19 protein-coding genes, 2 tRNA genes and 1 pseudogene are annotated in these 25,421 nt (G+C 63.2%); 2 read left to right on the forward strand and 20 right to left on the reverse strand.

Annotated elements, in window-relative coordinates:
• Nucleotides 1–297: 297 nt before the first annotated feature.
• From DR039_RS00985 to DR039_RS01035, 11 genes are all read right to left on the reverse strand, one after another.
• Nucleotides 298–2,910: a S8 family peptidase gene (locus tag DR039_RS00985; protein WP_111835544.1), complete on the reverse strand. Its 2,613-nt coding sequence runs from the start codon at nucleotides 2,908–2,910 to the stop codon at nucleotides 298–300.
• Nucleotides 2,907–3,863, reverse strand: a complete 957-nt coding sequence (locus DR039_RS00990; protein WP_111835545.1) for an AAA family ATPase — start codon at nucleotides 3,861–3,863, stop codon at nucleotides 2,907–2,909. The genes DR039_RS00985 and DR039_RS00990 overlap by 4 nt, the downstream gene beginning before the upstream one ends.
• A gap of 1,176 nt (nucleotides 3,864–5,039) precedes the next feature.
• Nucleotides 5,040–5,115 (reverse strand) — tRNA-Ala (locus DR039_RS00995).
• Between the two features lie 39 nt (nucleotides 5,116–5,154).
• Nucleotides 5,155–5,227 (reverse strand) — tRNA-Ala (locus tag DR039_RS01000).
• A 137-nt stretch (nucleotides 5,228–5,364) separates the two neighbouring features.
• The gene (locus DR039_RS01005; protein ID WP_111835546.1) at nucleotides 5,365–5,973 is read right to left on the reverse strand and encodes a histidine phosphatase family protein; all 609 of its coding nucleotides are present in this window, start codon (nucleotides 5,971–5,973) and stop codon (nucleotides 5,365–5,367) included.
• A 37-nt stretch (nucleotides 5,974–6,010) separates the two neighbouring features.
• Complete coding sequence (gene rsfS, locus DR039_RS01010) at nucleotides 6,011–6,406, reverse strand: ribosome silencing factor (protein ID WP_111835547.1); 396 nt, start codon at nucleotides 6,404–6,406, stop codon at nucleotides 6,011–6,013.
• A 22-nt stretch (nucleotides 6,407–6,428) separates the two neighbouring features.
• On the reverse strand, nucleotides 6,429–7,847 hold the full coding sequence (locus DR039_RS01015) for a hypothetical protein (RefSeq protein WP_111835548.1): 1,419 nt from the start codon (nucleotides 7,845–7,847) through the stop codon (nucleotides 6,429–6,431).
• Between the two features lie 49 nt (nucleotides 7,848–7,896).
• Entirely contained in the window at nucleotides 7,897–8,580 is a 684-nt protein-coding gene (gene nadD / locus DR039_RS01020) for a nicotinate-nucleotide adenylyltransferase (protein WP_267489816.1), read from the reverse strand.
• 165 nt (nucleotides 8,581–8,745) lie between these two features.
• A complete protein-coding gene (locus tag DR039_RS01025; RefSeq protein ID WP_111835550.1) occupies nucleotides 8,746–9,582 on the reverse strand; it encodes a class II fructose-bisphosphate aldolase in 837 nt (278 codons plus the stop codon).
• Nucleotides 9,583–9,648: 66 nt separating this feature from the next.
• Nucleotides 9,649–10,596, reverse strand: coding sequence for an ROK family protein (locus tag DR039_RS01030; RefSeq protein ID WP_111835551.1), 948 nt, complete (start codon nucleotides 10,594–10,596; stop codon nucleotides 9,649–9,651).
• A 2-nt stretch (nucleotides 10,597–10,598) separates the two neighbouring features.
• Nucleotides 10,599–11,492: an SIS domain-containing protein gene (locus DR039_RS01035; RefSeq protein ID WP_111835552.1), complete on the reverse strand. Its 894-nt coding sequence runs from the start codon at nucleotides 11,490–11,492 to the stop codon at nucleotides 10,599–10,601.
• A gap of 277 nt (nucleotides 11,493–11,769) precedes the next feature.
• Between DR039_RS01035 and DR039_RS01040 the strand changes: the two genes are divergently transcribed.
• Both DR039_RS01040 and gnpA read left to right on the forward strand, forming a co-directional pair.
• On the forward strand, nucleotides 11,770–12,552 hold the full coding sequence (locus DR039_RS01040) for a DeoR/GlpR family DNA-binding transcription regulator (protein WP_111835553.1): 783 nt from the start codon (nucleotides 11,770–11,772) through the stop codon (nucleotides 12,550–12,552).
• A 48-nt stretch (nucleotides 12,553–12,600) separates the two neighbouring features.
• Nucleotides 12,601–14,781 (forward strand): 1,3-beta-galactosyl-N-acetylhexosamine phosphorylase, encoded by a 2,181-nt coding sequence (gnpA, locus tag DR039_RS01045; protein ID WP_111835554.1) that lies wholly within the window; start codon nucleotides 12,601–12,603, stop codon nucleotides 14,779–14,781.
• A gap of 127 nt (nucleotides 14,782–14,908) precedes the next feature.
• Here gnpA and DR039_RS11030 read toward each other — a convergent pair whose 3' ends face one another.
• The 9 genes and pseudogenes from DR039_RS11030 to DR039_RS01090 all read right to left on the reverse strand — a co-directional run bounded on the left by DR039_RS11030 (nucleotide 14,909) and on the right by DR039_RS01090 (nucleotide 25,319).
• On the reverse strand, nucleotides 14,909–15,385 hold the full coding sequence (locus DR039_RS11030) for a hypothetical protein (protein ID WP_126622274.1): 477 nt from the start codon (nucleotides 15,383–15,385) through the stop codon (nucleotides 14,909–14,911).
• Between the two features lie 44 nt (nucleotides 15,386–15,429).
• The gene (locus DR039_RS01055) at nucleotides 15,430–16,764 is read right to left on the reverse strand and encodes a glutamate-5-semialdehyde dehydrogenase (RefSeq protein WP_111835556.1); all 1,335 of its coding nucleotides are present in this window, start codon (nucleotides 16,762–16,764) and stop codon (nucleotides 15,430–15,432) included.
• A 226-nt stretch (nucleotides 16,765–16,990) separates the two neighbouring features.
• Nucleotides 16,991–17,365 carry an RICIN domain-containing protein gene (locus tag DR039_RS11720; protein WP_111835557.1) on the reverse strand — a complete coding sequence of 125 codons (375 nt, stop codon included), beginning with the start codon at nucleotides 17,363–17,365 and terminating at the stop codon, nucleotides 16,991–16,993.
• Between the two features lie 242 nt (nucleotides 17,366–17,607).
• A pseudogene (locus tag DR039_RS01065) lies at nucleotides 17,608–18,690 on the reverse strand (family 20 glycosylhydrolase); the annotation flags it as partial.
• Nucleotides 18,691–18,750: 60 nt separating this feature from the next.
• Nucleotides 18,751–19,881: a glutamate 5-kinase gene (gene proB, locus DR039_RS01070; protein WP_111835559.1), complete on the reverse strand. Its 1,131-nt coding sequence runs from the start codon at nucleotides 19,879–19,881 to the stop codon at nucleotides 18,751–18,753.
• Between the two features lie 2 nt (nucleotides 19,882–19,883).
• Entirely contained in the window at nucleotides 19,884–21,473 is a 1,590-nt protein-coding gene (gene obgE / locus DR039_RS01075; protein WP_111835560.1) for a GTPase ObgE, read from the reverse strand.
• A 131-nt stretch (nucleotides 21,474–21,604) separates the two neighbouring features.
• Nucleotides 21,605–21,862, reverse strand: a complete 258-nt coding sequence (gene rpmA / locus DR039_RS01080) for a 50S ribosomal protein L27 (RefSeq protein ID WP_111835561.1) — start codon at nucleotides 21,860–21,862, stop codon at nucleotides 21,605–21,607.
• Nucleotides 21,863–21,904: 42 nt separating this feature from the next.
• Entirely contained in the window at nucleotides 21,905–22,210 is a 306-nt protein-coding gene (rplU, locus tag DR039_RS01085) for a 50S ribosomal protein L21 (protein WP_111835562.1), read from the reverse strand.
• 232 nt (nucleotides 22,211–22,442) lie between these two features.
• The gene (locus DR039_RS01090; RefSeq protein ID WP_111835563.1) at nucleotides 22,443–25,319 is read right to left on the reverse strand and encodes a choice-of-anchor M domain-containing protein; all 2,877 of its coding nucleotides are present in this window, start codon (nucleotides 25,317–25,319) and stop codon (nucleotides 22,443–22,445) included.
• Between the last annotated feature and the right edge of the window lie 102 nt (nucleotides 25,320–25,421).

The raw sequence follows: 25,421 nt of genomic DNA on the forward strand, positions 1-25,421 counted from the left end.
TAATTTTGGCTTGCCGAGCACACTGACACAGTGCCGGACCACAACGCTGTTGATGCTCATTGTGGCGTACCTAAGAGCTAGGGCGGATTGTTAGAGCGGTGCCAGGTCCGGTAACCAGCGCAACAAGTGCAGGGCCGCATCGCCTGGTGCGCGACAAGGACTGCACCGTCATCACCGATGCTGCTTTGGAGACCCGCGACGTCGAGCGTGGAAGTTCTGCATCTCTATTGGTACCTGAACGCACAATCAACGGCGCTCGGGAAATGCGGCAGCTGTAGGCCGCTGTCTCAGACTGCGCTACGGGCGGATGCGATCACGGGCACGCTCGCGTGCCCGGAGCCGCAGTCTTTCACGAACTTCACCATGGATCGTGTTCGATGTCTGTTCAGCAGTCTCTACTGACACGACCAGCGCATATCGGATGGTGTTACCAGCACGAAGTCTTTGGGCATCGTCCATGCACTCGACGTGGATCGGGAAGGCATCGCCATCCATGAAACGCATCGAGTGGGTACCCTGAATGATCTCGTGTTGAAGGCTGCCACGCCGCACGGCGTTGTGCTCTGCATCGGTTCGGTCTCCACCCGCCAAAGTCTTGTCTGGCGTGCTGAAGTAAACCTTGGCGCCGCGGTATCGAGTGAGCTGGCCGACCGTTGGAGCCATGAAGGCCAGGGTAATTGTGAAGCGGTGCCAATCCGCTTTCGCTTGAAGTGAAGGGGGCAATGGGAATTCGTAAGTATGGCGCTCGTTCCGTGCAATGTGACCACCAGCAACGAGGACGGCTCGGTTGGATGCGGCTTCGCCGAGCCTGCTGAGGTCGAGGCGACCGTAGCCGAGCAGAGCTGTTAGCTGTCGCCGAGCATCTTGGCCATTGAGGCCTAGATCGGCGCGCAGGCTCTTCTCCCATGCTCCCCAGCTGCTTGCATGTGCGAGGAGGGCGCGCACGAGCAGCGGGTGGTATTGCGGATCAGGAAGCGGTGCGTCTTCGGGGTCGCGGTTGCCGGACTCAAGGAGGTCGAACAGCCTACTGGCTTCACGCGTGACGAGAGCGGTCGCGTTACTGGTGCCGTTCGTGAACACCGTCCTGTTGGTAGCACCGCCTCGTCCCGGAGCAGCCACCTGCAGACCAGGTCCCGTCGCGGCGGTATTGGCCAGGCCGATGGCAACCTCAGTATGACCGGGCAGAACGATGGGGCGCATGTAGAGGGCACGGCCTCCGGAGTGATGAAGGTCTGGCTTGACCGACCGATCGACGCCGGGCCCAACAGCCCCATAGTGTGCGGGAGCGTCCGGGTGAGTAATGTCCCATACCGTATCCGGAACCTCGATCTCACCAAGGCCGTCTGAGTGCGTGGCACCAACAGTCAGGGCGTTCAGTGCGTCGCCAGGCGGAAGTATTCCGCGAAGCACCGCCGTCGCGAAGCCGGCCCGCATTGCAGCCAGGCGAGCGGCGTCGGTGTCGGGCACAGCATCGACGGGGATCGTGAACCCCTCGGTGTGGTTGCCCGCGCTGACGACGAACAGCAAATTATACGAGTAGGCAAGCCAGTCCAGCAGGCGCCCGACGGGGCTCATCCTGCGCGTGAGCGCCCGCGTCTGCGCGCCAATGGACAGGTTCACAACACGGACGCTGGGCGCTGCGGCAGGTTGGTTCCCTTCGCCTTTCACAATCCGCCTGATTGCGCGGTGAAGGACGTCGGTGAGCAGACGATTTGGGACTACCTGCTCGCGCCCAGAAATGACCTCGTGGGGCTGCAGGATCGGTCGTACGTAGAGCGGACGATCAAGCGGTGGACCGCCATCAGTGAGGTCGCCGTGAATGATGAGTGACGCCATGGCTGTTCCGTGGTGGCGAGCCGCGACCGGGTAGTTTTCACCGATCCCATCGGGGTCATCGATCCAGAGCCGACCATGGAGCGCGTCGTGGTTGGTGAACGGCAACCCGTCGAGCAGCGCGATCCGAGGCTTGCCTTCGATTCTGTCGCTGCGAGCAACTTTGGTTTGAGCAACTGGCTCAAGAGTCCCCGGCATAACACTCATCGGGGTGAAGGGGCTGACAAACATGACCTCATCAGTCGTGAGGAGCCGAATGGCTGAAGCTCCGTTGGTCAGCACGGACTGGACCTGCTGGATTGGCAGTTCAGCCAGGAGCGCGTGATACTCGATCTCTCCTATCTGCGAGCGATCCAAGACTCGCCCGGCGCTCGAAGTGATGACTTCCTCAACGTGTGCCTCGGCAGCCGCACGCCGGGCGGCATCACGCCTGTACCAGAGCTCGACTTCGACGAGGACGGTGCTGACTGACTGACCGACCATGCCGAGAGTCTCCTCCCAGCGCTCTCGTAGACCAGTCTCACGGATGCGGTCCTCAGCACCCCACCGACGTATCGCCGTCAGTTGCTGGAAGGCTGTCTTGAACTTGCCGAGCCCATGCTCGAAGGGCGCGGACGGGTCAGCCTGCCATTGAGCGAAGAGCCGGAGTAGTTCGTTGATCGCCTTGGTGTTGGACATGACCAGGTACAGCGAGTGCGCGACGCGCTTGTCGGTCCGACCAACTTCACGCTCCGTCATATAGAAATCGTCGTCGGGGTCGCATTGATCCCCGAGAAACTCCGACAGAAACTCCAGGCCATCGATCCGGTTGATCGCGTTTCGGAAGTCCTTGACACTGCCTGCCAAATCAAACACGACCACGAGTGCGGGGTCGATCTCGTCTGGAGTGTCTACGCTCAGACGGGCACGTTCGGCTTCGAAAGCCGCGACCAAGTCCTTGAACTGAGGAGTCAGGCGTTTACCTTGTCGCCCAGCGCCCGGCGTTGACAGACGGGGAAGATCATGCGGGGCTTGCTTTGGCCGCACCGTAATTCCCGCCGGCCCGAACGCCAGGAGCGGTCTAGGCTCAACGCTCACCCCGCCACCTGACCTCGGCGGTGTTCAAGCCGTTCCTTCACGATCCGGCGGATGTTGTCATCCGGAAGCTCCAGTACCGCACGGCGGCGCACATCAAGTGCAAACTCTTCCAACTCAGCGAAGCTCGCGCCGGCCAACTTGTCGGCGAGGGTCCGAGGGGCGAAACCGAGGTCACCGCCGAGGCGCTCAGCAAGACGTTCAAGGAATCTTGTTGCCTGTGTGCGGCTAGGCGCCCCCAACTCCGTCCGAATCTGGAACCGTCTCCATGCCGCCCGATCCAGCAGCTCGCTGTGGTTTGTTGCGCCAACGAAGATCACATGGGGTGGCAGCCTGTCTATTTGGAGCAGCAGCGTCGACACCACTCGCTTGATTTCGCCAGTCTCATGCTCGTCCGCTCGTTCTTTGGCGATGGTGTCCAGTTCGTCGAAGAACAGCACGCACCGGCGAGTCCGCGCGAAGTCAAAGGCGCTGTCAAGCCGTGCGGCCGTTTCGCCGAGGAAGCTCGACATCACACCTTCGTAGCGGACCACATAGAAGGGAAGCATCAGCTCTGCCGCGATTGCTTCGGCCACACTCGTCTTGCCGTTTCCAGGAGGGCCGGAAAGCAGAAGGCGGTTGCGCGGCTCAATACCGTAGCTACGCAGAAGCTCGGCGCGCTTCTGCTCTTCGATCAGTTCGGTAACGACTCGTTGCGGGACTGGCGCAAGTTCGAGTTCATGTAGCCGACGGTTCGGTACGACCTCATGCACGAGATCGCGGATGGCCGCTGCCCGGTCGTCACGGACGGGTCCCTGCCCCGTCGTCGTGATGAGTTGCGAGAGCCGATCAGCGAGAAGATGATGCTGGTTGGCGCGTTCTTCGGCTATGACCGACTCAACCAGCACCTTGAAGCGTTCCCGATCACCGCGGCGTTCGGCCTCGACAAGGTCTAGGAGTAGATCAGCACGCGCCATCGTCCCGCCTCCTTCAGCCGTGTCATCATGTGGGTTCAAGTCTACTGGCTTGTCGCACCACGGATACTTGGCCGCGCCGAGATTCGACCGTCCGCGCCTTGGAGCTGCCAGTGGCCATACAGTGCCGCTTCTTGACGGGCTCTGAACCAAATGGGCCCGTCCCGGGCTGCGGCCGCCACTCGTGCTTGGTCGAGCGTAGCGCAAGCCCATGCGGCGTCGATCCTTGTATGCGTCCGCCCCAGGTGGTGCTCCAAGCGGTGCGTCATCGGTGATGCGACAGCGATTTCAGTATCGCGGCGACTACGCGGGCATCCTGGCACAGATCGCCGCTCGTCTTCGGGCGTTCGCCCACGCCCCCAGGTCCTTCGTCCACGACATGCTTTCGGTCAGCGCACAGTCGAGTACGACATCGGTGCGCGTTTCGATCAGTTCCTCTCACTTGTCGAGCGCTACTCGCATTTCAACGTCGATGACTCCATGCGCTTGTACAAGGAGTCCTGCAATGAGTCATGGTGTTTTCGACTTCCTCCTGGTCCTGTTGGCCACTCGGTTGCTCGTTAGCCACGAGCGAGGTTGGATCTGCAGAAGGTTTAGTTGATTCCAAGAATGTATAATCTCTGAGAGGGATTGTACTGAAAAGATGACAACCAAACCTTCAACGGACCCGCTCCACCATGAGTTCGACCGACTGGAAGGAAAGCAAGACAGACTCATGCAAGCCCACTACACCTTCGCCGTCCCAATCCCCGCCCTCAAAACGAGAACAAGACCGCGTCTGGGCTGAACTCAACACCACCGTCTAAAACCGGGACTTTCCCGAGCCGCAAACCGAAAAACCAGCCCGTCAACAACACTTGCTGTCCGACCTCATAGTTACCATCACGCCCTAAGAGACCGCTTTCCGCACTACCACACCGAAAAACCCGAACCCCAGCAATATAAAATGTCTATAAACAGAACCTTAGGCACTCCTGCTTCTGACAGCGCTGTCCCACCTGTCAGAAGGCTTCAACTCTACTACTTTTGACGACAAGCAGGCCCATTGAGCAAGCTGAGCGCAATTGTCGTCTCAGCGAGGCGACAATCTACTCGCCATGAGTTACACCCAGACAACTAAAACAACAAGGCCCGAACCTGAAACTGTCGAGGATGACAGCAGTTCGAGCCTTGTTCGTTTGGTGGAGCTAGGGGGATTCGAACCCCCGACCTCTTCCATGCCATGGAAGCGCGCTACCAACTGCGCCATAGCCCCGTATCTGGGGATACCTTCCGGCCTGCGCCTTCAGGATCGTGGAGCTAGGGGGATTCGAACCCCCGACCTCTTCCATGCCATGGAAGCGCGCTACCAACTGCGCCATAGCCCCAAAGTTTGGGCGTCACCACAAGGGCGACGGCGATAACTCTACGAAGCCCCGCGCCCCCTGGCAAATCACCCGCGCGTGCGCTTTCTCACCAGGCAAGGACGGCGTGGCAGGCTTCCCACTCCCCCAGCCCGGCAGGCTCAGTTAAGGTTCCAAGCCACCATATGCCAGCTGGGCTCACGGTCCGAACGCCGCAACCGCGCGTAATGGCAGTTATCCAGTCCACGCAACCCAAACCAGGCACTAGGGTCCAAGCCAAGCAGATACGTCACCCCCAGGGTCAGAGCACTGCCATGAGCCACAGCAACCACCAGGTCCTCCCCAGCCTCCTCCGCTAGTTCCACGACCCGCAGCAGAGCCCGTCCCACCCGAATGGCAGTGTGATCGCGGGTCTCAACACCCACTCCCTGCGGGTCCTCGCCGCGCCGCCAAGCTGCGTATTGCTCAGGCCAGGCCTCGGTCATCTGAGCCCGATTGAGCCCCTCCCACTGCCCAAAACCACGCTCCATCAGTCCCTCGTCCAGGCTGACGCTCAGGCCAGTAAGCTCAGCAAGCGTAGAGGCCGTCTGCCGGGCGCGCTCCAGCGGAGAAGAGACAATACGCGCTGGTTGCAACGCAGCCAGCCCAGGGGCCGCCTGACGGGCTTGCTCCCAGCCAGTCTCATTCAGGGGAATATCCACCTGTCCCTGGACGCGAGCCTGGGCGTTGTAGTCGGTCTGGCCGTGGCGCCACAGCAATAGGTCAGTCACCGTGGCACCCCATTGTGGCCTGTGTGCAAGGCAGGCATCAGGCTTGCTCAGCAGCTTCGGCGGCCACCTGCTTCAAGTCCTCAGGCAGCGGCACCAGCGGGCAGTCCTTCCACAAGCGCTCCAAGGCGTAGAACTCACGGTCCTCGCTCTGCTGCACATGGACCACGACGTCGTCGTAATCGAGCAGCACCCAGTGAGCCTCCTCCAGCCCCTCACGGAGCTTGCGCTTGGCACCGGCCTTTAGCAGGGCCTCTTCTACGGCGTCGACAATGGCGCGCACCTGCCTGTCCGTACGGCCAGAAAGCACCAGGAAGACATCTGTGAGCGCCAGACGATCTGAGACGTCAAGCGCGATGATCTCCTCGGCCTTTTTCTCAGCCGCGGCCTGGGCGGCAGCCTGAGTCAGCTCGATAGCACGTGCGGTAGCAGTCACTGGTCTCCTCGGTGAGGTCGGTTCAAACAAGCAGTGGGGCCCACTGGGTGACCAGGGCGGCCGAGTCACTGCTCTTGGCGATGAAGGCCCAGACTAAGGCACCCACGACCAGGACTATCACCAGAGCCAGGAGCCCCAGCAGTAGGTAGCGCATCATCTCGGAGCTGCCTGAGTCCTTGTTGAGTTCTTCCTGCAGGCCCGGAATTGCCGTGATGTCCTGCCAGGTGCGCTGGTCAGCATCATCTGCCATGCCACTTGGCTTCTGCCCGCTAAGGTCCGGCTTCATTTCCGGCACCTCGTCGGGCTGATCAGCGCTGGAGGCGGTAGGCGCTAGCTTGGGGCCCTCATCTTCGACGGCGAAACCGCCATCACGGACCTTGAAGTCCGCACGACGCAAGGACTTCCAATGGGGTGCCTCCCCTGGCTCATAGTCCTCACCCTCGACCGGCTTAATGGCCTCAAGCTCTCCAGTGTCCTGGTTAACGGAACGCACGCCCTGGGCCACCCCGGGCACGCGTACGATTGGCCGCCGTTTAGGAACCTTCTTGTCATCCTCGGGACTGCTGCCCTCGGCCTCAGCCTTCTCTGCGGCGGCCTTCTCTTCAGCAGCCTTGCGCTCGGCTTCAGCCTTTTCCGCTGCCGCCTTTTCTTCGGCAGCTTTGCGCTCGGCTTCAGCCTTCTCTGCAGCCGCCTTCTCTTCAGCAGCTTTGCGCTCGGCTTCAGCCTTCTCTGCGGCGGCCTTCTCCTCGGCAGCTTTGCGCTCGGCCTCGTCGTCGCCGTCTGCTGAAGCAGAGTCATCAGCGTCTTTGGGCTGCTCCGAGTCCTCGTCGGCATCCTTGCTCGAAGCTACCTGGTCTGCTTCCTCAGCTGAGGCCGCTGGCTCCTGCTCCTGGTCTTCTGCAGGGTTATCCGAGTCATCGTCCTCAGCAGACTTCTCCGCCTCGTCCGCCTCAGAGGCCTCGCCGCTCACCTGCTCGTCCGCGTTCTGGTCCTTGTCCGCAGCAGCAAGCTCAGGCCCCTCAACAGCCTCATCAGCCGACTCTGCAGCAGCCTCGGCCTGCTCCTCGCCGCCCGCGGAGTTCTCAGCCTGGCCCTCCGCTGGCTCCGCAGCCTCCGCAGAATCACTGGCATCGTCTTCAGGCTTGTCCGCTGCCTCTTCCTTGGCTTTCTCGGAGGCCTCGGCGTCGAGCTTTGCCAGCATTTCCTCGGAGAGCGCCGCATGGGAGCCGGTAGCGTGCAGCACTGGAACGTCAATGTCTGGCTGTTCCGCCAGCGGGTTCTGCAGGGCCTTGGCCTGCTCGAGGGTGATCTCGCCGGAGTCGATGGCTGCCTGCAGCGCCTCTGACTCTTCGCGCAGGCGCTTCATCTCACGGCGCGTCAGCAGCGGCTGTTGCCCCGTGAGGTAGGCCTCCCGCTCAGCTACACGCTCGGCGTCCCGCATAGCGCGACGACTCCCGCCTCGCCTGCGTTCCGACGAAATAGCGTTGCTATCAGCGTCCAACCTCGTTCTCCTTCCTCAGCGACTGCCCTCGGGCCACCCGCGCGGTCATCGACGTCGGCGATGCTTTGCGCACAATCCCCCGGTAGAGGCCGTACTTACGGATGTACTGCACCACGCCGTCTGGAACCAAATACCAGACTGGACCGCCTTTAGAGATCCGCGTGCGGCAGTCTGTGGAAGAGATCGCCATGGCCGGCACCTCCACCAAAGACACCCGCTCCCGCGGCAACCCAGTGCCGTCCAACACGTGGCCTGGCCGAGTAACTCCAACCATCTGCGCCAGGGAAAACAGCTCCTCAGCGTCCTTCCAAGTCAGAATCTGTGCCAGCGCGTCCGCACCAGTGATGAAGAACAACTCCGCGCCGGGGTACTCGCGCGCAATGTCATGCAGCGTGTCAATCGTGTACGTCGTACCGCCACGATCAATATCCACCCGGGACACCGTGAAGCGAGGGTTGGAGGCAGTCGCGATCACCGTCATCAGGTAGCGGTGCTCCGCCTCCGAGACCCGCCTGTCCTTCTTGAAAGGCTGGGCCCACGTCGGCACGAAGATGACCTCATCCAGCCCAAACACATCCTGAACCTCACTGGCCGCAACCAAGTGCCCGTGATGGATAGGGTCAAAAGTGCCACCCATGATGCCGATGCGCGGCGCACGCCGTTTATCGCTCAAGAGGGCCTCCTGAAGGTGCAGCTCCCTCGCACGCCCCCTTCCAGGGACGAACTGAGACGAGCAAGCAAGGGACATGGACGCTCCCATCCTGCCACGCGAGCCCCGTCTTATGCGGTATTCAGGTCACCAACGCGCCGTCGATTTGCTGGCTGCTGGCCTTAGTCCTCACTCCCCCGCGTACCAGCGCAGCAGGCGCTCCACCTCAGCCCGGACCGGAACATTGCCTGCCTGCACATACTTGCGCGGGTCCACAACCTGCTCATTGGCAGCCAGGAACTCCCGTACCGCAGCGGTAAAGACCACGTTCAGGTGCGTTGAGACGTTGATCTTGGTCATGCCCGACTCTATTGCCGCACGCATCCCCTCATCTGACACGCCAGAAGAGCCATGCAGCACCAGAGGAACCGGCACAGCTGCCTTAATCGCGGCAATCAGTTCAGTGTCCAGCACTGCCCCACGGGTAGTCATCGCATGAGAAGAGCCTACGGCGACCGCCAGCAGGTCCACCCCAGTATCCGCCACGAACTGCGCGGCATCCTCAGGGCTGGTGCGCGCGGAGGGATCATGCACGCCATTCTTGCCACCAACCTCACCAAGCTCCGCCTCCACTGAAGCCCCCCGTTCGTGGCACCAGGCGGTGATCTCCGCCGTAGTGGCGCGATTGACATCATCAGGCAGGTGGGAGCCGTCGTACATGATGGAAGTGATACCCAGGTCTACAGCTTGACGGCAGAGGTCCAGGTCCTCGGCATGATCCAAGTGCACCACCATCGGCACCTTGGCAGCCTCAGCGACCGCCAGCGCTGCCTTGGCAATGGGGGCTAAACGTCCACCGTGGTACTTCACCGCGTTCTGGCTGATCTGGATCACCAGTGGCAGCCCAGCAGCCTCAGCGGCGTCAGCAAAAACCTCGGCCTGCTCCAACATGACGATATTGAAGGCGCCAAGTCCCTTTCCCTCATGGGCGGCGTCGGCAGCTAGTTTGCGAATATCGGCGAGCATTTGCTCTCCTTCCAGGATTATCTTGCAGTTGTGAGGCGCTCGTGGGCACCTAAATCAATGCCGGGTTCAGCCCTCAGCCGTCAAGACTCGGCCTGCGCTGCCGAGAGCCTGCGCCCAGGCGCCAAGCGCGGCGGGCACAATTCGTGGCACGGGGCTGACAGTCAACAGCTTGGAGACCCGCTCGGTCAGAGGCTCAAACAACAGCTTCTCCCCCGCCTTCATAAGGCCACCACCGATGATGACGTCCAGCGGGCCCAGCATGCACACGGCGCGGGCAATCACCTCTGCCTGTGCATCCAAGGCGGTGTCCCAGACGCGCTGAGCCAGGGGATCACCAACTTCCAGGGCCATCTGCACCCCCAGCGCCCCAGCAGCAACGACGTCGTCGCGATCCTTGGGAGCACGAGTATCTGCCAGCCGCTTAGCTAAAGCTCCTGCGCTAGCAACGGCCTCGAAGCGCTCCAGCTGTCCCGGATGGTCCGGGTCCGGCACCAGCGCCTGGCCGATCTCCCCGGCCCAGCCACCAGAGACCACTGGGTGGCCATCAACGATGAACACGGCGGCGATGCCGGTCCCCAGTGCGAGGTACATGCAGTTGTCGCTACCCGCTCCCCAGCGGGCTTCCGCCCAGGCTCCAGAGCGCACGTCATGCCCCAGGCTCACCGGGCGGCCAAGAGCCTCCTCCAGCAACTGCGCCATGGGAACGTCCTGCCAACCAAGGTTGACTGACAAGACCGCAATGCCCTTGCTTTCGTCAACGATTCCTGGCACATCCACACCCACGGTGCGGCAGATGTCAACGGGAGTCACCACGGTGTCACCGCCGCTCACCTGGCCAACACTGACTTGCATCTCAATGGCGGCAACAGCCTTGGCCACGGCTTTCAGCAGCGCTTCAACACCCTCGGGCGTGGGCACCTCTCGTTGGAATACCGCGCGGCCAGTGGCGTCAGCCAGAACCGTCTTGATAGCGGTTCCACCGACGTCAACACCGATAGCGAAACGCGGGCTCATGGTCAGTGCCCGCCGTCAGGAAGGATCACTGCGCGGGTGAGATGACGCGGATTGTCGGGGTCCAGCTTGCGATCCTCAGCGCGCAGCACCGCCACACGCTGTGCCAAAACCAGCGCAGCAACCGGGTCTAGGTCAAAGGTGAGGAACTCAGCGCCAGTGTCCGCCACCTGCTGGGCCATGCCGGCCGGAGCCTCGCCAAATACCCAGGTGAGGCGTCCGGGCTGAGCGATGGCGATAGGCCCGTGGCGATACTCCATGGCCGGGTAGCTCTCCGTCCAGGATTGGGAGGCTTCACGCCACTTCAGTCCAGCCTCATTTGCCAGGCCCCAGCACCAACCGTCACCCAGGAAGGAGACTTGATCGGCGCTCACCCAAGAGGCGGGCACCTCAAAGTCCAGAGCCTGGCGGCAGTCCGCGATTGCCGCGCTTAGGTCCTCACCCAGTGAAGCACGGAAAAGCGTCAGCGCACTGGTGGCAAAGCGGGTCTGGACCACGGACTCCTCATCGGCGAAGTCCAGGACAATCTCACTGGTGACGTGGGGGGCGATGGGACCCTCGCCAACTGCGGTGACCAGCACCGTGGGCACACCACGCCCCTCAAGCTCTTTAGCGATATCCACCATCTCCGTGGTGGTGCCGGAGCGGGACAGCAGGACCACACGGTCGTAGTCACGGGCAAGCGGGTAGAGCGAGGAGGTGAAGGCGTCAGAAACGCCCTGCCCAAGCTGTTCACGCAGCACGCAGTAAGACTGCGCCATGAACCAAGAAGTGCCACAACCGATCACGGCGATGCGCTCGCCACTGACAGGTAGGCCCTGGGAGGTAGCAGCCAGCGCCACTGCTCGCGTCCAGGTGTCAGGCTGGGTGAAGATCTCTGCCGTCGTCTTGTTGGCCACGATGCCTCCATTGCATATAAGCGATCAGTAGGGTCTTGGGGACGTGGCGTGGTATCAGAAACTCGCACACGCCACGACGCATGCTGAGCGAATGCGACGATACTACCAGCAAAACCATCACTTTCCATCGAATCTGCACGACAATTCCATACTTCGTGATCTATAGTGAGCGCAGCCCCATGGAACCACGCACCTACGCTGACGTTGGTGCAAGCCTTCTGACGCCGGACGGCGCGAGCTGTTGACCACCTGGGCGTCCCACCCGTTTGGAGGACCAATGACCCGCCACGAGCGCCTCTCGACGATCCTGGGCATGATCGTCGAGGAGGGTACCGTACACATCGACGACATCATCCAGCGCCTAGGTATCTCCGCCGCCACCGCCCGCCGGGACCTGGACTTGCTTGCAAACCAGCAGCTGGTCACCCGCACCCGCGGCGGCGCCAGTGCCAACCCCACCTCCTCGGAACTGCCGCTGCGCTACCGCACCACGCGCATGGCTGACGAGAAAACACGCATCGCCCGGGCAGCTGCGGCCATGGTGCACCCCGGCGACACGATTGGCTTAAACGGTGGCACCACCACCACAGAGGTCGCCCGTGAACTCGCCGTCCTGCCTCCAGAGCCGGCCAGCAGCTCTGACCTGCCAATCACAGTGGTCACCAACGCCGTCAACATCGCCTCAGAACTCACCGTGCGCCAGCGCGTGCGCGTGGTGGTCACCGGCGGTGTGGCGCGCGCACGCTCCTATGAACTCACCGGACCACTCAGTGAACTGATCCTGCCTTCAATCAGCGTTGACACGCTGTTCCTAGGTGTTGATGCACTCGATGAGCGTGGCGCCTTCGCTGACCACGAGGGTGAGGCGGCCGTCAACGCCGCGCTGGTGCGTGCCGCCCGCAAGGTGGTAGTGGTCTGTGACCACTCCAAGCTTGGCGCCACCGCCTTCGCACGCATCTGCACCCCGGACCGGCTCTCACTGGTCATCACCGACGAAGGCGCCAGCCCCAAGCAGATCTCCATGCTGCGTGAGGTAGGCATCCCAGTCCAACTCGTCTAGTCCCTAGTCCGTAACTCCCCACAAGACTCAAACCGAGGAAAAGCCCTTATGACCCGTACCACCGGCCGCGTAACCATGCCCATCCAGGAGGGCATCGACGACCAGATCCGCGAACTCGCTCAGGCTCTAGGCGCCGACGCCGTCCGCAACTCTGACGGCACCTGGCTGCCTGAGATCGCCTACGAACTAGTGGACAAGGTCTACTCCACCTACTTTCCCGCCCGCGGCGACCAGGAGTGGGCCTTGGCACACCCTGACACCCTGGTCAACCAGTACCTAATGAGCGCGCGCGTCACCGCTATGAGCAGTGAGCCGCTGCAGATTGACGTCCTAGACGGCTACTTCCGGGAACAGTTCAAGCCCTGTTATGAGCGTGTGGAGAAATTTTGGGAGGTCATTGACCGCACCAGCGGCCAGGTGGTATCCGTATCCGGCTGGAGCGTGGACCAAAGCACCGGCATCCTGACCATCGCTGCGCCCACCGCCTGGCACGAGTACACGGTGGGCTTCCTGGCCGACCAGATCTGGGACACCACCCAGATGTACAACTACATCACCAACGGTTGGGGCGAGACCGACCCCACGCGCGTCAAAGAACGCCCCTACGACGTGCGCAAAAACGGCGTCTGGGAGCATGCAAAAGAAGCTCTCAGCGAGTGGCTGACCAAACACCCCGAGGTTGACGTAGTCCGCTTCACCACCTTCTTCTACCACTTCACCATCGCCTTCAACACTGAAGGCAAGGAGAAGTTCGTGGACTGGTTTGGTTACTCCGCTTCCGTCTCCCCCGAGGCCATTGACGCCTTCGAGGCTGAATACGGCTACGAACTGCGCGCTGAGGACTTCGTGGACGCGGGGTACTACAACTCCCCATTCCGTATGCCCACCCAGCACTTCCGCGACTGGATCGACTTCCAGTCCCGCTTTGTCTCCCAGCGCGCCAAGGGCCTAGTGGATATCGCCCATGAGGCTGGCCGCGAGGCCATGATGTTCCTGGGCGACAACTGGATGGGCACCGAGCCCTACGGCCCCTACTTCCCTTCCATCGGTCTGGACGCCGTCGTCGGTTCTGCTGGCTCGGCCGCCACCACCCGCCTGATCTCCGATATCCCAGGCGTGAAATACACGGAGGTCCGCTTCCTGCCCTATTTCTTCCCGGATGTCTTCAACCACGACGGCGGAGACCCGGTGGGTGAAGCCAATGATTCCTGGCTAACCTCCCGGCGCGCCATCATCCGGCATCCTTTGGATCGCATGGGCTATGGCGGCTATGTCTCTTTGGCCTTGGAGTTCCCTGAGTTCATTGAGCGGATCACCGCGATCTGCCAAGAGTTCCGGGACATCCACGAGTTCAGCGGCGGCGAGCTGCCCCAGAACGCCCCCTTCACCGTAGGCATCCTCAACGCTTGGGGTTCCCTGCGCAGCTGGCAGACCCATATGGTGGCCCACGCCCTGTGGTACAAGGCCGTCTACTCCTATGTGGGCGTAATTGAGTCCTTGGCCGGTCTGCCCTTCAAGGTGCGCTTCCTGTCCTTCGATGAGGTGCTGGAGGCAGGTGTGCCTGAAGAGGTGGGGGTGCTTATTAACGCTGGCGCCGCCGGCACCTCCTACTCGGGGGCTGAAGCCTGGGCTGATGGCCGCCTGGCAGAAACCATCCGCGCTTGGGTGGCCCAGGGGCACGGTTTCATTGGCGTGGGTGAGCCCTCCGCCTACCAGCAGGGCGGCGCCTACCTGCAGCTGTCTGACGTGCTGGGGGTGGACCGCGAGCGCCAGCTGACCCTATCCACGGATCGCTACCCAAATATTGTGGACGAGCATCTAGTCACCGCGGATCTGCAGGAGTCTTTCGACGACGGCGAGGGCGCTGGCGGGGATGTATTCGCGCTCTCTCAGCGCACGCAGGTGCTGGCCTATGAGGCTGGCACCGTGAAGATTGCGGTCAATGACTTTGGCAAGGGGCGGGCTGTGTACTTCTCGGGTCTGCCCTATTCGGCGGTCAACTCTCGTACTCTGCAGCGGGCCCTGTACTGGGCAGCTCAGCGGGAGGACCTGCTGGAGCAGTGGTTCTGCAGCAATCCGAACACTGAGGTGGCTTGGTACCCGGGGCACAAGCGTTTCCTGGTGACCAACAATGCCTACGAGCAAGCCACTACCACGGTGCTCGGTGATGGGCGCAAGTGGGAGATCACCTTGGAGCCGATGGGCTCTAAGTGGGTGGATGTGGACTGACGGCGCTTATTGCAGCGCTGACGACGGCGTGGCCAGGCACCAATGCAGCTATCTGGCCACGCCGGTGTTTAAGTGCTTGTGGGGCGGCCTCAACTGGCCCGGAGGTACTGCTCCCGATTGGGCAGGTCTAGTAGTCGTATTCCTCGTATTCGTCGTCGTCGGGCAGGTCCGCTGGTGGGTATTCGTCCTCAAGTACGGGTGGTACGAGTGGCTCTTCTGCATCGTTGGGCGGTAAGGGGGGCAGCGTGGGGAATTGCCAGTCGGGAGGCAGCGGGATCTCTGTAATACGAGGTGCTGGCTGGCGGTCTCCTGCGGGTGGTGGGGCCTCCACCGGTGGCGATTCAGGCTGTGGTGGTGCTGTCGGTTCAGGCGTAGCTAGGGGGGTCGTGGACACTTCTGGGCTTGGAGTGCTTGTTGCCGAGGGCTGCGGCGAACTCTGTGGGGTAGGTGTGGGTGAGGCCGACGGTGTCGGACTGGGGGTGACGGTGGGTGCTTCGGCAGCGTTCAAACTGCTCCCGGCCAGCAGCAGGGCAGAAACGCCGATTACTACAGCGCTAGTGGTAGTGACGAGCGCAGCTGCGCCCTGGACAGGGATGGAGGGCATGGTATAAGTCTAACGGTCATTTCTGGGCCGCTTTGGGACCAGTTTCAAGGGCGTATGTGACCTTCACCTTCCACCACCCAGGTGGTGGAGGTTAGGGCACTTAGGCCCATGGGACCGCGGGCGTGAAGCTTCTGTGTGGAGATGCCGAGTTCTGCTCCCAGGCCCAGCTGACCGCCGTCGGTGAAGCGAGTGGAGGCGTTGACCATGACGGCGGCGCTGTCCATGCCAGCGATAAAAGTGTTGATAACGCGCACGTCCTGCGCCAGAACGGCCTCAGTGTGACCGGTGGTGTGCAGGCGAATGTGGTTAATCGCCTCTTCCAGCGTGTCCACCACGCGCACCGCTAGGTCCAGGGAACCGTATTCGGTGTCCCAGTCCTCTGCGGTGGCGGGCACCAGCAGATCGTCCTGCTGACTCTTAGCGGCATAGGGGGCCAGCACGGAGCGGGTGGCCTCGTCGGCGTGGAGTGTGACGCCGCGTTCCCACAGGGCCGGGGCAACAAGTGGCAGGAAATGCCCGGCGGCATGATGGTGGACTAGGAGAGTTTCGGCGGCATTGCATACGCCAACCCGCTGAATCTTGGCGTTGACAATGATCTCCACCGCCTTGCCCTGGTCAGCGGAGGAATCCACATAGATATGGCAGTTGCCGGAGCCGGTCTCGATCACCGGCACCTTGGACTCTTCCACCACGGTGGCAATTAGTCCGGCCCCACCGCGGGGCACTAGCACATCGATCAGACCACGGGCATGCATAAGGGCATGGGCACCCTCGCGGCCAGCCTCATCCACAGTGGAGATGAGTTCGGCAGGCAGGCCGCATGAGACCAGGGCACTGCGCAGCACCGCCACGATGGCGGCATTGGAGGCTTGGGCTGCGCTGCCACCTCGCAGCACGACGGCGTTGCCGGACTTAATGGTCAGGGCGGCGACCTCCACGGTCACATTGGGCCGGGCCTCGTAAATCATGCCGACGACGCCCAAGGGCACGCGCTGTTGACGCACCCGCAGTCCATTGGGGAGCGTGCGGCCTGCCACAATGGCGCCCACCGGGTCCGGCAGGGCAGCAACTTCGCGCAGAGAATCAGCCATGGCGTGGATTCGGGACTCATCCAGGGCTAGGCGATCCAGCAACCCTGGCTTCATGCCGCTTTGCCGCGCGTGTTCTAGGTCTAAGGCGTTAGCGGCAAGCACCTGGGCGGCGGAGGCCTCCAGGGCAACGGCCATGGTTTCTAAGGCTTGGTCCTTGCGGGCCCGGGTGGCGTTCGCAAAGCTGCGTTGTGCTAGGCGGGCAGCGGTGGCGGTCTGACGCACCAGAGCCTCGGCAGTGGGGGCTTTCGCTTGGGAAGTTGCGGCGTCGTTAAGGTGATCCTGGGTCATGATGCGCTCCTGGGAACTGATAGGCCTGAACTCTAGGGCAATTCCCCGTGAGGTGTTGCGTCCTGGCTGCAGATATTCGCGGACGGGGCAGCAGATGGCCCAGTCGGCAGGACCCGTAGCTGAATCCGGGCTGCGCTCATGGTGCCGCCACCGGTAGACGATGACAGACCGCGCAGCCGCAGGTACCTGCAGGAGGCCCCTACCAAGAAGGTCTGAGGCTGATCGGTCATCTGGGCGAGACCGCTAGCCACGGGTTCACTCCAGGCTTGGCCATCCTCGGAAGTACTAATCTCGTATAGGCCGAGCCAGCCCGCGCCGTCGGCGTGTCCAATGGCGTCAGGGCCAGACCGCTCCGGGTGGAGACCAGTTGGTAGTAGCCCTCCGGGGTGGGTAGCAGCCGCCAAGTGTCATCCTCCTGGGCGGCGTCAAGAGCAAGCAGCACCAGCTGGACGCCGTCGTTATCAGCGCTATTAGTTGTGCTGAGCACCTGACCGTCAGCGTTGCTGATCCGGTACAGACCGGCACCGGGCCCTGGCGGCTGCTTCCACAGGGGGCTGCGGTCCACGGCGTCGATCCGCGCCTTGAAGCCCTCCCAATCCATGCCATCGTGCCCACCGGCCAGGTCAGTTGGGACACCAAGCGCAGCGAGTCACGCACCTGCTGCTCCACCTCACCCTCAGTGCGCAAATAAGCCAGGTCCGGCCAGATAGACAGCTTCGCGCCCAGAAGCGCCGGGTGCTCGGGCTTGAGCGCAGTGCCAGGCAACTGCCCCACCTGCCAATCGCTCTCCCACAGGGCTCGGCAGTCAACCCGGTAGAACTCGGCTGAACGCGACCAGTACAGCAACTCCGTGGCGTTGAGAATCCGAGTCCCTCGCTGGGCCAAAGCGGCGGCACTGATGCCCTGCCCGTACCAAAACTCGACGACGACACTAGGGTCCAGGCGCACCACCTGGGTATCAATGACGCCGTCGTTCCAGATGCGCAGGCGCTTCCCTGCGGCACGCACGTGGTCAGCCACGGTGTTAATGAAGGCGGTGAAGGCGTCGTCAATGGTGGCCTGAGCACCGTAGGTGACTTGCGCCCAGGCAGTTAAGGCCGGGAACTCGCTGGCTCTGGTGCCGATCAGGTACTCATCGGCTCCCATATGGAACCAAGGGGTATCGAATGCTTCCAGGTACTCATCCACTAGCTCTAGGTAGTAGTGGACGGCCTGTGGCTTGGAGATGTCTAGCATCTCTGGATGCCCTTGGCCGTGACGGTCCACGAGTTGCAGCTCTGGGTGCTGCTCCAACCAGATACCCAGGTGCCCAGGCGAGTTGATTTCTGGAATGAGGTCAATATGGCGTTCCCGGGCCGGGTGGCAAAGTTGCCGGATCTGCGCGCGGGTGTAGTAATGCCAGGCGGCGGACTCGGGATGCTTGGCCGGTTTGAGCTTCAACTCCAACAGGAGGTGATTGAGCTTTAGATCAGCCATCTCCGTGAGTAGCCGCTCCACCCAGTCCATTTGGATACCCACCTGGCCGCCGCACAGGGTCACGCCGCGTTCCTCATAGCGGGGCCGATCCACAGCTCGCCCATAAGGCAGGGTGGGGCCCTGGCGCAGCAGTTGGCTCAGGGTGCGGGTGGCGTAAAACAAGCCCACCTCAGTGGCAGCGGTAAGCTGCACTCCCCCAACGCCGATTTGCAGCTCGTAGCCTTCCTTGCCGAGCTCGGTCCGGGCGGAATCCAGACGCAGTTCAATATCCTGTGGTCTTGCGACGGCGCCGGCCAGCTCTAGCCCCGTCTCGGCAGCCAGAATCTGAGCCCCGGTATGCCCCGTGATCGCCCCCACCAGCTGGGTGTCAGGCTGGCGTTCCCAGGTGCCCGCGGCTGCCTGCCAGCCAGTCAGACTGGGGATGGTCTGAGGGGAGAAAGAACCAGCCAAGGTGCCTCCTTGCTAATGGCGCCATCATCTCCGGGCCTGAATCCGCCACGCTACGGTTGTTCAAGCCCCGGCTGTGCGGGGCAGCTCAGCCCAGTCGTCACGGTGTACTACAGGAGCCACGTGATCTGGCGTGGCGGCACCACTAGAGCGCGCATCCAGCACCTCGCTCAGCTCTACCGCCGAGTAGCGGCACACGCCCCGCCCCAGCAAACCAGTTGGTCCCAAGACCTCAACCACCGACCCGGACTCAAAGTCTCCAGAAACCCCCACCACTCCGGGCAGTAGCAGGGATTTTTTGCCCGCGGTGACGGCGTGTGCTGCCCCAGCATCCACGCTTAGACGCCCCTCAACTTGAGCGGCATGCGCCATCCACAAACGCCGACTAGAACGGTGCGGCCCGGTGGCGGCAAACCAGGTGCCCAGCTCAGCGGGCAGGGCCTCCCCACCAAGGACCTCTAGGGCGTCGTCGGCGCTGGCAACCATGGTGGCGGTGCCGGAAGCACAGGCGATGGTGGCAGCCTGCACCTTGGAACGCATACCGCCAGTTCCCAGGGTCGAGCCGGTGCCAGTCACATCCACCCCCGCCAGCTCGGTTACATCCGTTACCAAACGCACCGGCGCGGCGCCGGGGGTGCCGGGGCGGGCCGTCCACATGCCATCCACATCCGTGAAGAGCACCAGCAGGTCCGCACTGACCAGGTGGGAGACCAAAGCGGCCAGGCGGTCGTTGTCCCCTAGGGAGAACTCTGCGGTATTTACGGCGTCGTTTTCATTGACCACCGGCACAGCCCCCATGGCTAGCAGGGCGTCAAAGGTGGAGCGCACGGTGCGGTAGTGGGAGCGCACGGCCACATCCTGCCCGGTGAGCAGCACCTGGGCCGTAACCACCCCGTAGGCGCTCATGGCGGCTTCCCACCGGCCCACCAGGCGGCCCTGCCCCACGCTCGCAGCCGCTTGCAGCAGGCGTAGCTCGCTGGGGCGGGTCTCCAGACCTAAAGGCACCAGTCCGGCAGCCACGGCTCCAGAAGAGACCAGCACGACGTCGTGGCCGCGCCTTTTAAGGGAGGCAATCAGAGAGGCGAAGACGTCAATCCGGTTTAGTTCCAGGCCGCCATCAGGCCGGGTCAGGGAGGAGGAACCGACTTTGAGCACTATGCGGGCACCCGGGGTGAGGCGCTGAGGGCGAGACATGCCTAGTCCTCAGCGCCTGCGCCCTCAGGCGACCAGCTGCCGACATCGGTCCACAGGCCTTCCTCGCGCTCAGCTCGCAGCTCTGCGCGAGCTGCTTCCTTGGCATCCATAAGCTCGTGGTATTCGGCGCGGCGCTGCACATTGGTGCGGCGGTGGATCGGGTCGATGCGGTCGTCGGTGCCGCGAGCACCCAGCAACTCGGGGCCGGTGGTCAGGGTCGGCTCCCAGGTGAAGAGCACACCACCCTCCACCGCGCCAATCAGCACGGGGTCACCGGCGTGAGCCCCGGCCTTTACCAGTTCATCCTCTACGCCGGCGGTTGCCAGGCGGTCAGCCAAATAACCGATGGCCTCATTGTTGGAGAAGTCAGTCTGGCGCACCCAGCGCTCAGGCTTGTCACCCCGGACCTGGTAGACCTGCCCCTCACTGGGGTGCTGGATGCGCATCACCGTAGCCACAGGTTCAGGCTTGCGGCGTCCCACCGCGGCGGGGCGGAGCACGGGGCGTTCAGCCTCCGCCTGATTGGCGGTGGCGGGCGCGGCTGCGCGGGCTTGCTCCACCCGGCTGGCCAGGGCGAAGGACAGGGGGCGGAGCCCCGCATGGGAGACAGCCGAAACAATGAAGACCGGCAGGCCGCGTTCCTCCACCTCAGCGCGCACGAACTCCGCAAGCTCGGCGGCATCAGGCACATCTACCTTGTTCAGCACCACCACGCGGGGCCGCTCCATCAGGGGCACGCGGCCGGTGTGGGCGGGATCAGACTCTTTATCTCCCAGGCCTGCGGCGTAGGCAGCCAACTCCGACTCAATGGTGTCCAGGTCTGAGAGCGGATCACGTCCCGGCTCCAGGGTGGCGCAGTCAATCACGTGGGCGATCACAGCACAGCGCTCAATGTGGCGCAGGAACTCCAGGCCCAGGCCTTTACCCTGGCTAGCGCCTGGAATCAAACCGGGCACATCCGCGATGGTGTAGCGGGTCTCCCCTGCCTCCACCACCCCCAGGTTGGGCACCAGGGTCGTGAAGGGGTAGTCGGCGATCTTGGGGCGGGCGGCGGATAGGGCAGCGATCAGGGAGGATTTTCCGGCGCTGGGGTAGCCCACTAGGGCAACGTCGGCGATGGTTTTGAGCTCCAGCACCACGTCACGCACCTGGCCGGGTTCACCGAGCAGGTGGAAGCCGGGGGCACGGCGGCGGGAGGAGGCCAGGGAGAAGTTGCCGCGTCCGCCGGTGCCCCCCTCGGCAACAGTGACGCGGGTACCTGCGCCCAGCAGGTCAGCAATCACCTGCCCGTCCTCGTCCTTGACGACGGTGCCTTCGGGCACTGGCAGCACCAAATCCTCGCCGTCAGTGCCGCGGCGCCAGTCCCCCATGCCGGGGCTGCCTTTTCCAGCGCGCCGATGCGGTGAGCGGTGGTAGCTGAGCAGGGTGGTGACGGCCGGGTCGACCTCTAGGATTACGGAGCCGCCGTGGCCGCCGTCGCCACCGTCGGGGCCAGCCAGGGGCTTGAACTTTTCGCGGTGGATGGAGGTGCAGCCGTCGCCACCGTCGCCACCGAAGGCGTGCAGCACCACACGGTCAATGAAGGTAGGCATTTGGTCTCCTGGTGATCGGCGTGGGGCGGTGGCTGCGCTTTAGGCGTTTTTCGGCGGCGGGGCGGTGCTTATGCCGCGAGGGCGGACGGCCAAAGCCATCCGCCCTCGCGATTGTCTGTGGTGGTTGAGGCTCAGGCCTCAGCGAGCGTCACGTTAACGACCCGGCGACCACGGTGGGTGCCGAACTCAACGTTGCCGGCAGCGGTGGCGAACAGTGTGTCGTCGTTGCCACGGCCCACGTTGTTTCCGGGGTGGAAGTGGGTGCCGCGCTGGCGGACGATAATCTCGCCAGCCTTGACGAACTGGCCGCCGTAACGCTTAACGCCGAGGCGCTGCGCGTTGGAGTCGCGACCGTTGCGGGAGGAACCAAGACCCTTCTTGTGTGCCATCTCAGGCTTCTTTCTCTTGAGGCGTTCAGGACCGTTGGGCGGTCAGTTGATCGCGGTGACCTTGATGGCAGTCAGCTTGGCGCGGTGTCCTTGGCGCTTGCGGAAGCCGGTCTTGTTCTTGAACTTGAGGATGTTGATCTTGGGGCCCTTCTCGTCGCCGACGATCTCGGCCTTGACGGAGGACTTGGCTAGGGCAGCGCCGGTGGTCACCTTGTCGCCGTCCACCAGCATGACGGGGGCGAGGGTGACCTCGTCGCCGATCTCACCGGCAAGCTTGTCGACAACCACGACGTCGCCGACGGAGACCTTCTCCTGACGGCCGCCGGCCTTGACGATCGCGTAGACCACTTGTTGCTCATCTCTGTCGAAATCTTCAGACCGGGCTGTCCGTTCCCTAAGGATGGGGCCACGATCTCCTTGGCAAAGGTGCTCTAAGCACCGGCGAACCACTTTACGTGCTCACCTCACTGGTATCCAAGCCGGATGGCGGCGCGGACCTGTGTTCTTTCGCACGATGGCTTCATCGTGCCGGAGCGGGTGCGGCTGGCGTAATCCACCTGGCCGCACCCGCCCACCTTTCTTAGCGACGACGTCGTAGCGCCACGCCACCGGCCACCAGTGCGCAGGCTGGGACCAGGAGCCCTAGGGGCACGCCAGTGCTAGCTAGGCCACCTCCGGAGCCACCAGCGGTGCCGCCTGAGCCGGTGCTCACGGCGCCGCTAGCTGCGCCATCCGTAGCGGTGCCGCCCGCGGCGGTGCTGCCTGGGGCGGTGCCGTTGGCTGCAGCGGTTGAGGGCGTCGTTGTTGCGCTGGCACCGTTACCGTCAGGCTTGCTGGGGGCGGCACCGGCTGGACGGGCCGAGACCGCAAAGCTGGCCTGTCCGAGTTCCGGATGCCCCTTAAGGCTGACTGTGTGATTGCCCGCCGGGAAGTCTTCAGGCACGGTCCAGGTGGCCTTAGCCACGCCGTCGGCAATGGTTGCTGGCACTTCCTGCAGCCGGGAGCGGACCTCGAAAACAGCTTCTTGCTGGGCGTTCTTATCCAGGCCTGTGGCGGTGAAAGTGATCTGTTCACCCGCCATAACCGTGCTGGCAGACACCCTCAGGCCAGGAGTTGGCGCATTCGGGTCTGTGTCTGGAGCTGGCTGCGGACCCTCTGGCGCAGAGCTGTTCGGGCCGACCTGGAAGGTGAGGGTGGTGGGCCCCGCGAGGGCTTCGTGGTTATCTGCGCGCAGTGCGCGAACACGCAGGCGGTAAGTGCCTTCTTGGGTGAATACCCAGGCCCCGTGCAGGTGCGCACCCTGAGGCAGAGGAACGAGCGAGGGGCCGGTCTGGGAGGTGTCGATTAAGGGCGTGCCAAAGCCCGCGGCCAGTCCTCCGCCGCGGCTGAACAGCGCTTTACCTCCGGTGGGGCCTTGCTCCAGGCTTACCTCTAGTTCAGCGCCACCTCCATAGGGCGTCAGGTCAATATGTTCCGCGCTCAACCCGGGCCACAGGCTGCCACTGTCCTGCACGGCTGGCAGCAAGTAGACGGTCTGCCCGACCTTGCCAATGACGTCGTAGGAGGGATCGGATTCCTTGGCGCTGCGGGTCCAGCGGTAGCGCTTGCCCACCTCCAGGGTTACCGCCGCCGGGTCGTGCAGCAGACCGGTACGCCGGTCAGCGTCCGCACCGATGGCCAGTGCTGGTTTGCCTGCCACCTCAGCTAGGCGCAGGTCCAAGTGCCCAGAGTCAAAGACCACTGGCTCCTTGCTCAACTGGCCTGCCTGTGGGGGCGTGGCTTCGGGCAGCGGGGGGCGGGGGGCGGGCTTGTCACCTTGACCCGGATTGTCTTGCCCGCCCGGGACCTCGCCTGGCTGGTCATCCGGGCCGTGGGGCGCGGGTGGGGTGGGCGACTCAGCACTGTCCTGGTCTGGGACGTTTTGTACCCCTCCGGTGCGTTGGGGCATGGTCACCGCCATGGTGACGGGCGCGGTCAGGGAGTCCACTTTCAGGTCTTGGACCACGGATCCGAGGTTCGAGTACGGGTGGGGGTAGAGGCTGACCCGAATGAGTTTGGCATCTTGGCATACGGATAGGTCCTTGGGATGTTCCGCCTGCGCCTGCCCGCTGGCTGAGCCTTCGACACCACATGAGGGCGCCTTGCGCCCCTTACTGTCACTGAAGGTCTCCACCTTGTAGCCGAGCTTGAGCGCTGGGTCCAGGCCATTGAGACGTACCCCAAAGCTTGGGTCAAGTGTGACCTCCACGCGGTTCTGGCTGACGGCGACTGTGTCAGGGGCGCTAACCCACTGCCCAGAGATCTTGGGTGCCAGGATTTCGTCTGCACCGGCAGTGACGCGCAAGGTTTCCTGCCCGGTGGTGTAGTCAGTGGTCTGGGAAGCCCAGGCGCCTGTGGCCCCAGTGGGAATGAACACAGCCTGGTAGGTGCTGGATTCTGAGCCCAGGGCCTCGGTGGTGGTGGCTCGTCCGCCAACAACCGGCACTTCGGTCAGGTGGTAGCCGTCGATGAGGATCACTAGCGCACCGGTGGCTGTCGGGTCTCCGGCGTCGAAGCTAAACCTGGTGTTCAGATCGTCACCAGCAGGGGAAAGGCTGAGCGAGGCTCCTTGCAGCCGAGTGCTAGTGGCGGAGAAGGCCTGGCGCACATCCTTCACGGTGGTTTCATTCGGGAAGGTACCGCCCATCTGCCAAACGAGGGTGCGGTCTTTAGAAGGCACCAGGGTGCCATCCTGGGTGCGCGCCGTGGTGCGGTAAACAACCTCATAGCGTCCAGGCTTGGAGAAGGCGGTGTTCATGTGACTGTGCCGTGGGAAGAAGACTGAGCGGAACCGGGTGTCCGTGCTGGAGAAAATGCGGTTCACCTCGCCTCCGGCTTCTGTGAAGACCTCCATGCGTCCCGGACCGCGCAAGCCCACCAGGTCCAGGGTGTACAGCCGCTCTTCAAAGGCGAGGTCGTGCGCCGCCTCGCCGATGGCGTAGTCGGAGTCAATGCCTGCGTAGATGGGGTCCTGACCGGGGCCGGGATCCTGTGGGGCAACGCTGTAGATGGTTCCGGGCGGCCCCAAGAAAGACAGCGCCTCCTGCCAGCCGACGCGGTATAGGTGTTTGGGTACCCGGTCATAGCCGGTGGAGGTGGTCGCCCCTGCCCACAGGACTATCTGGTCAAGGTCTTGACCTCCGCCACGGACAGTCAGGGCGCCAGCCGCGGCATCGTAGGAGGCCACGGGCGCATCCACGTGGGTTTGCGTGATAACCGCACGGTCCTTATCCGGGCTGGCTGTCGCTGGAGGGGTGGAGCCTGAGCCGAGGGCCAGCGCAGTTACCAAAGCGGCAGGTAGCAGAACCCGCAGTGCTCTTTTGCGAGTCGTAGAACCGGTGGCGCTGGGACGGCGAAGGTGTCGCAGGGCTGCGGTAAAGGCAGGCCCGGTGGGGGTATTTGTGGGGAGGTGGCGCATAAGACGCTTCCTAGATGACGATAACGGTAGTCGTTCCCGATAACTTAGGAGCAGCGAGGGTCCGCCGTCAAATCCCCCTGACGCGATATTCGCCCCACCGAA

This window comes from Actinomyces bovis, assembly GCF_900444995.1.
Classification (GTDB): domain Bacteria; phylum Actinomycetota; class Actinomycetes; order Actinomycetales; family Actinomycetaceae; genus Actinomyces; species Actinomyces bovis.

Excerpts from the sequence above, each read along its gene's own strand:
- DR039_RS01090 (WP_111835563.1), bottom strand. The coding sequence starts at position 25,319 with ATGCGCCACCTCCCCACAAATACCCCCACCGGGCCTGCCTTTACCGCA.
- rpmA (WP_111835561.1), bottom strand. The coding sequence starts at position 21,862 with ATGGCACACAAGAAGGGTCTTGGTTCCTCCCGCAACGGTCGCGACTCC.
- DR039_RS01025 (WP_111835550.1), bottom strand. The coding sequence starts at position 9,582 with ATGCTCGCCGATATTCGCAAACTAGCTGCCGACGCCGCCCATGAGGGA.
- proB (WP_111835559.1), bottom strand. The coding sequence starts at position 19,881 with ATGTCTCGCCCTCAGCGCCTCACCCCGGGTGCCCGCATAGTGCTCAAA.
- DR039_RS11030 (WP_126622274.1), bottom strand. The coding sequence starts at position 15,385 with ATGCCCTCCATCCCTGTCCAGGGCGCAGCTGCGCTCGTCACTACCACT.
- DR039_RS01040 (WP_111835553.1), top strand. The coding sequence starts at position 11,770 with ATGACCCGCCACGAGCGCCTCTCGACGATCCTGGGCATGATCGTCGAG.
- gnpA (WP_111835554.1), top strand. The coding sequence starts at position 12,601 with ATGACCCGTACCACCGGCCGCGTAACCATGCCCATCCAGGAGGGCATC.
- obgE (WP_111835560.1), bottom strand. The coding sequence starts at position 21,473 with ATGCCTACCTTCATTGACCGTGTGGTGCTGCACGCCTTCGGTGGCGAC.
- DR039_RS01030 (WP_111835551.1), bottom strand. The coding sequence starts at position 10,596 with ATGAGCCCGCGTTTCGCTATCGGTGTTGACGTCGGTGGAACCGCTATC.
- DR039_RS11720 (WP_111835557.1), bottom strand. The coding sequence starts at position 17,365 with ATGGATTGGGAGGGCTTCAAGGCGCGGATCGACGCCGTGGACCGCAGC.
- DR039_RS01015 (WP_111835548.1), bottom strand. The coding sequence starts at position 7,847 with ATGCGGGACGCCGAGCGTGTAGCTGAGCGGGAGGCCTACCTCACGGGG.
- DR039_RS00990 (WP_111835545.1), bottom strand. The coding sequence starts at position 3,863 with ATGGCGCGTGCTGATCTACTCCTAGACCTTGTCGAGGCCGAACGCCGC.
- DR039_RS01055 (WP_111835556.1), bottom strand. The coding sequence starts at position 16,764 with ATGACCCAGGATCACCTTAACGACGCCGCAACTTCCCAAGCGAAAGCC.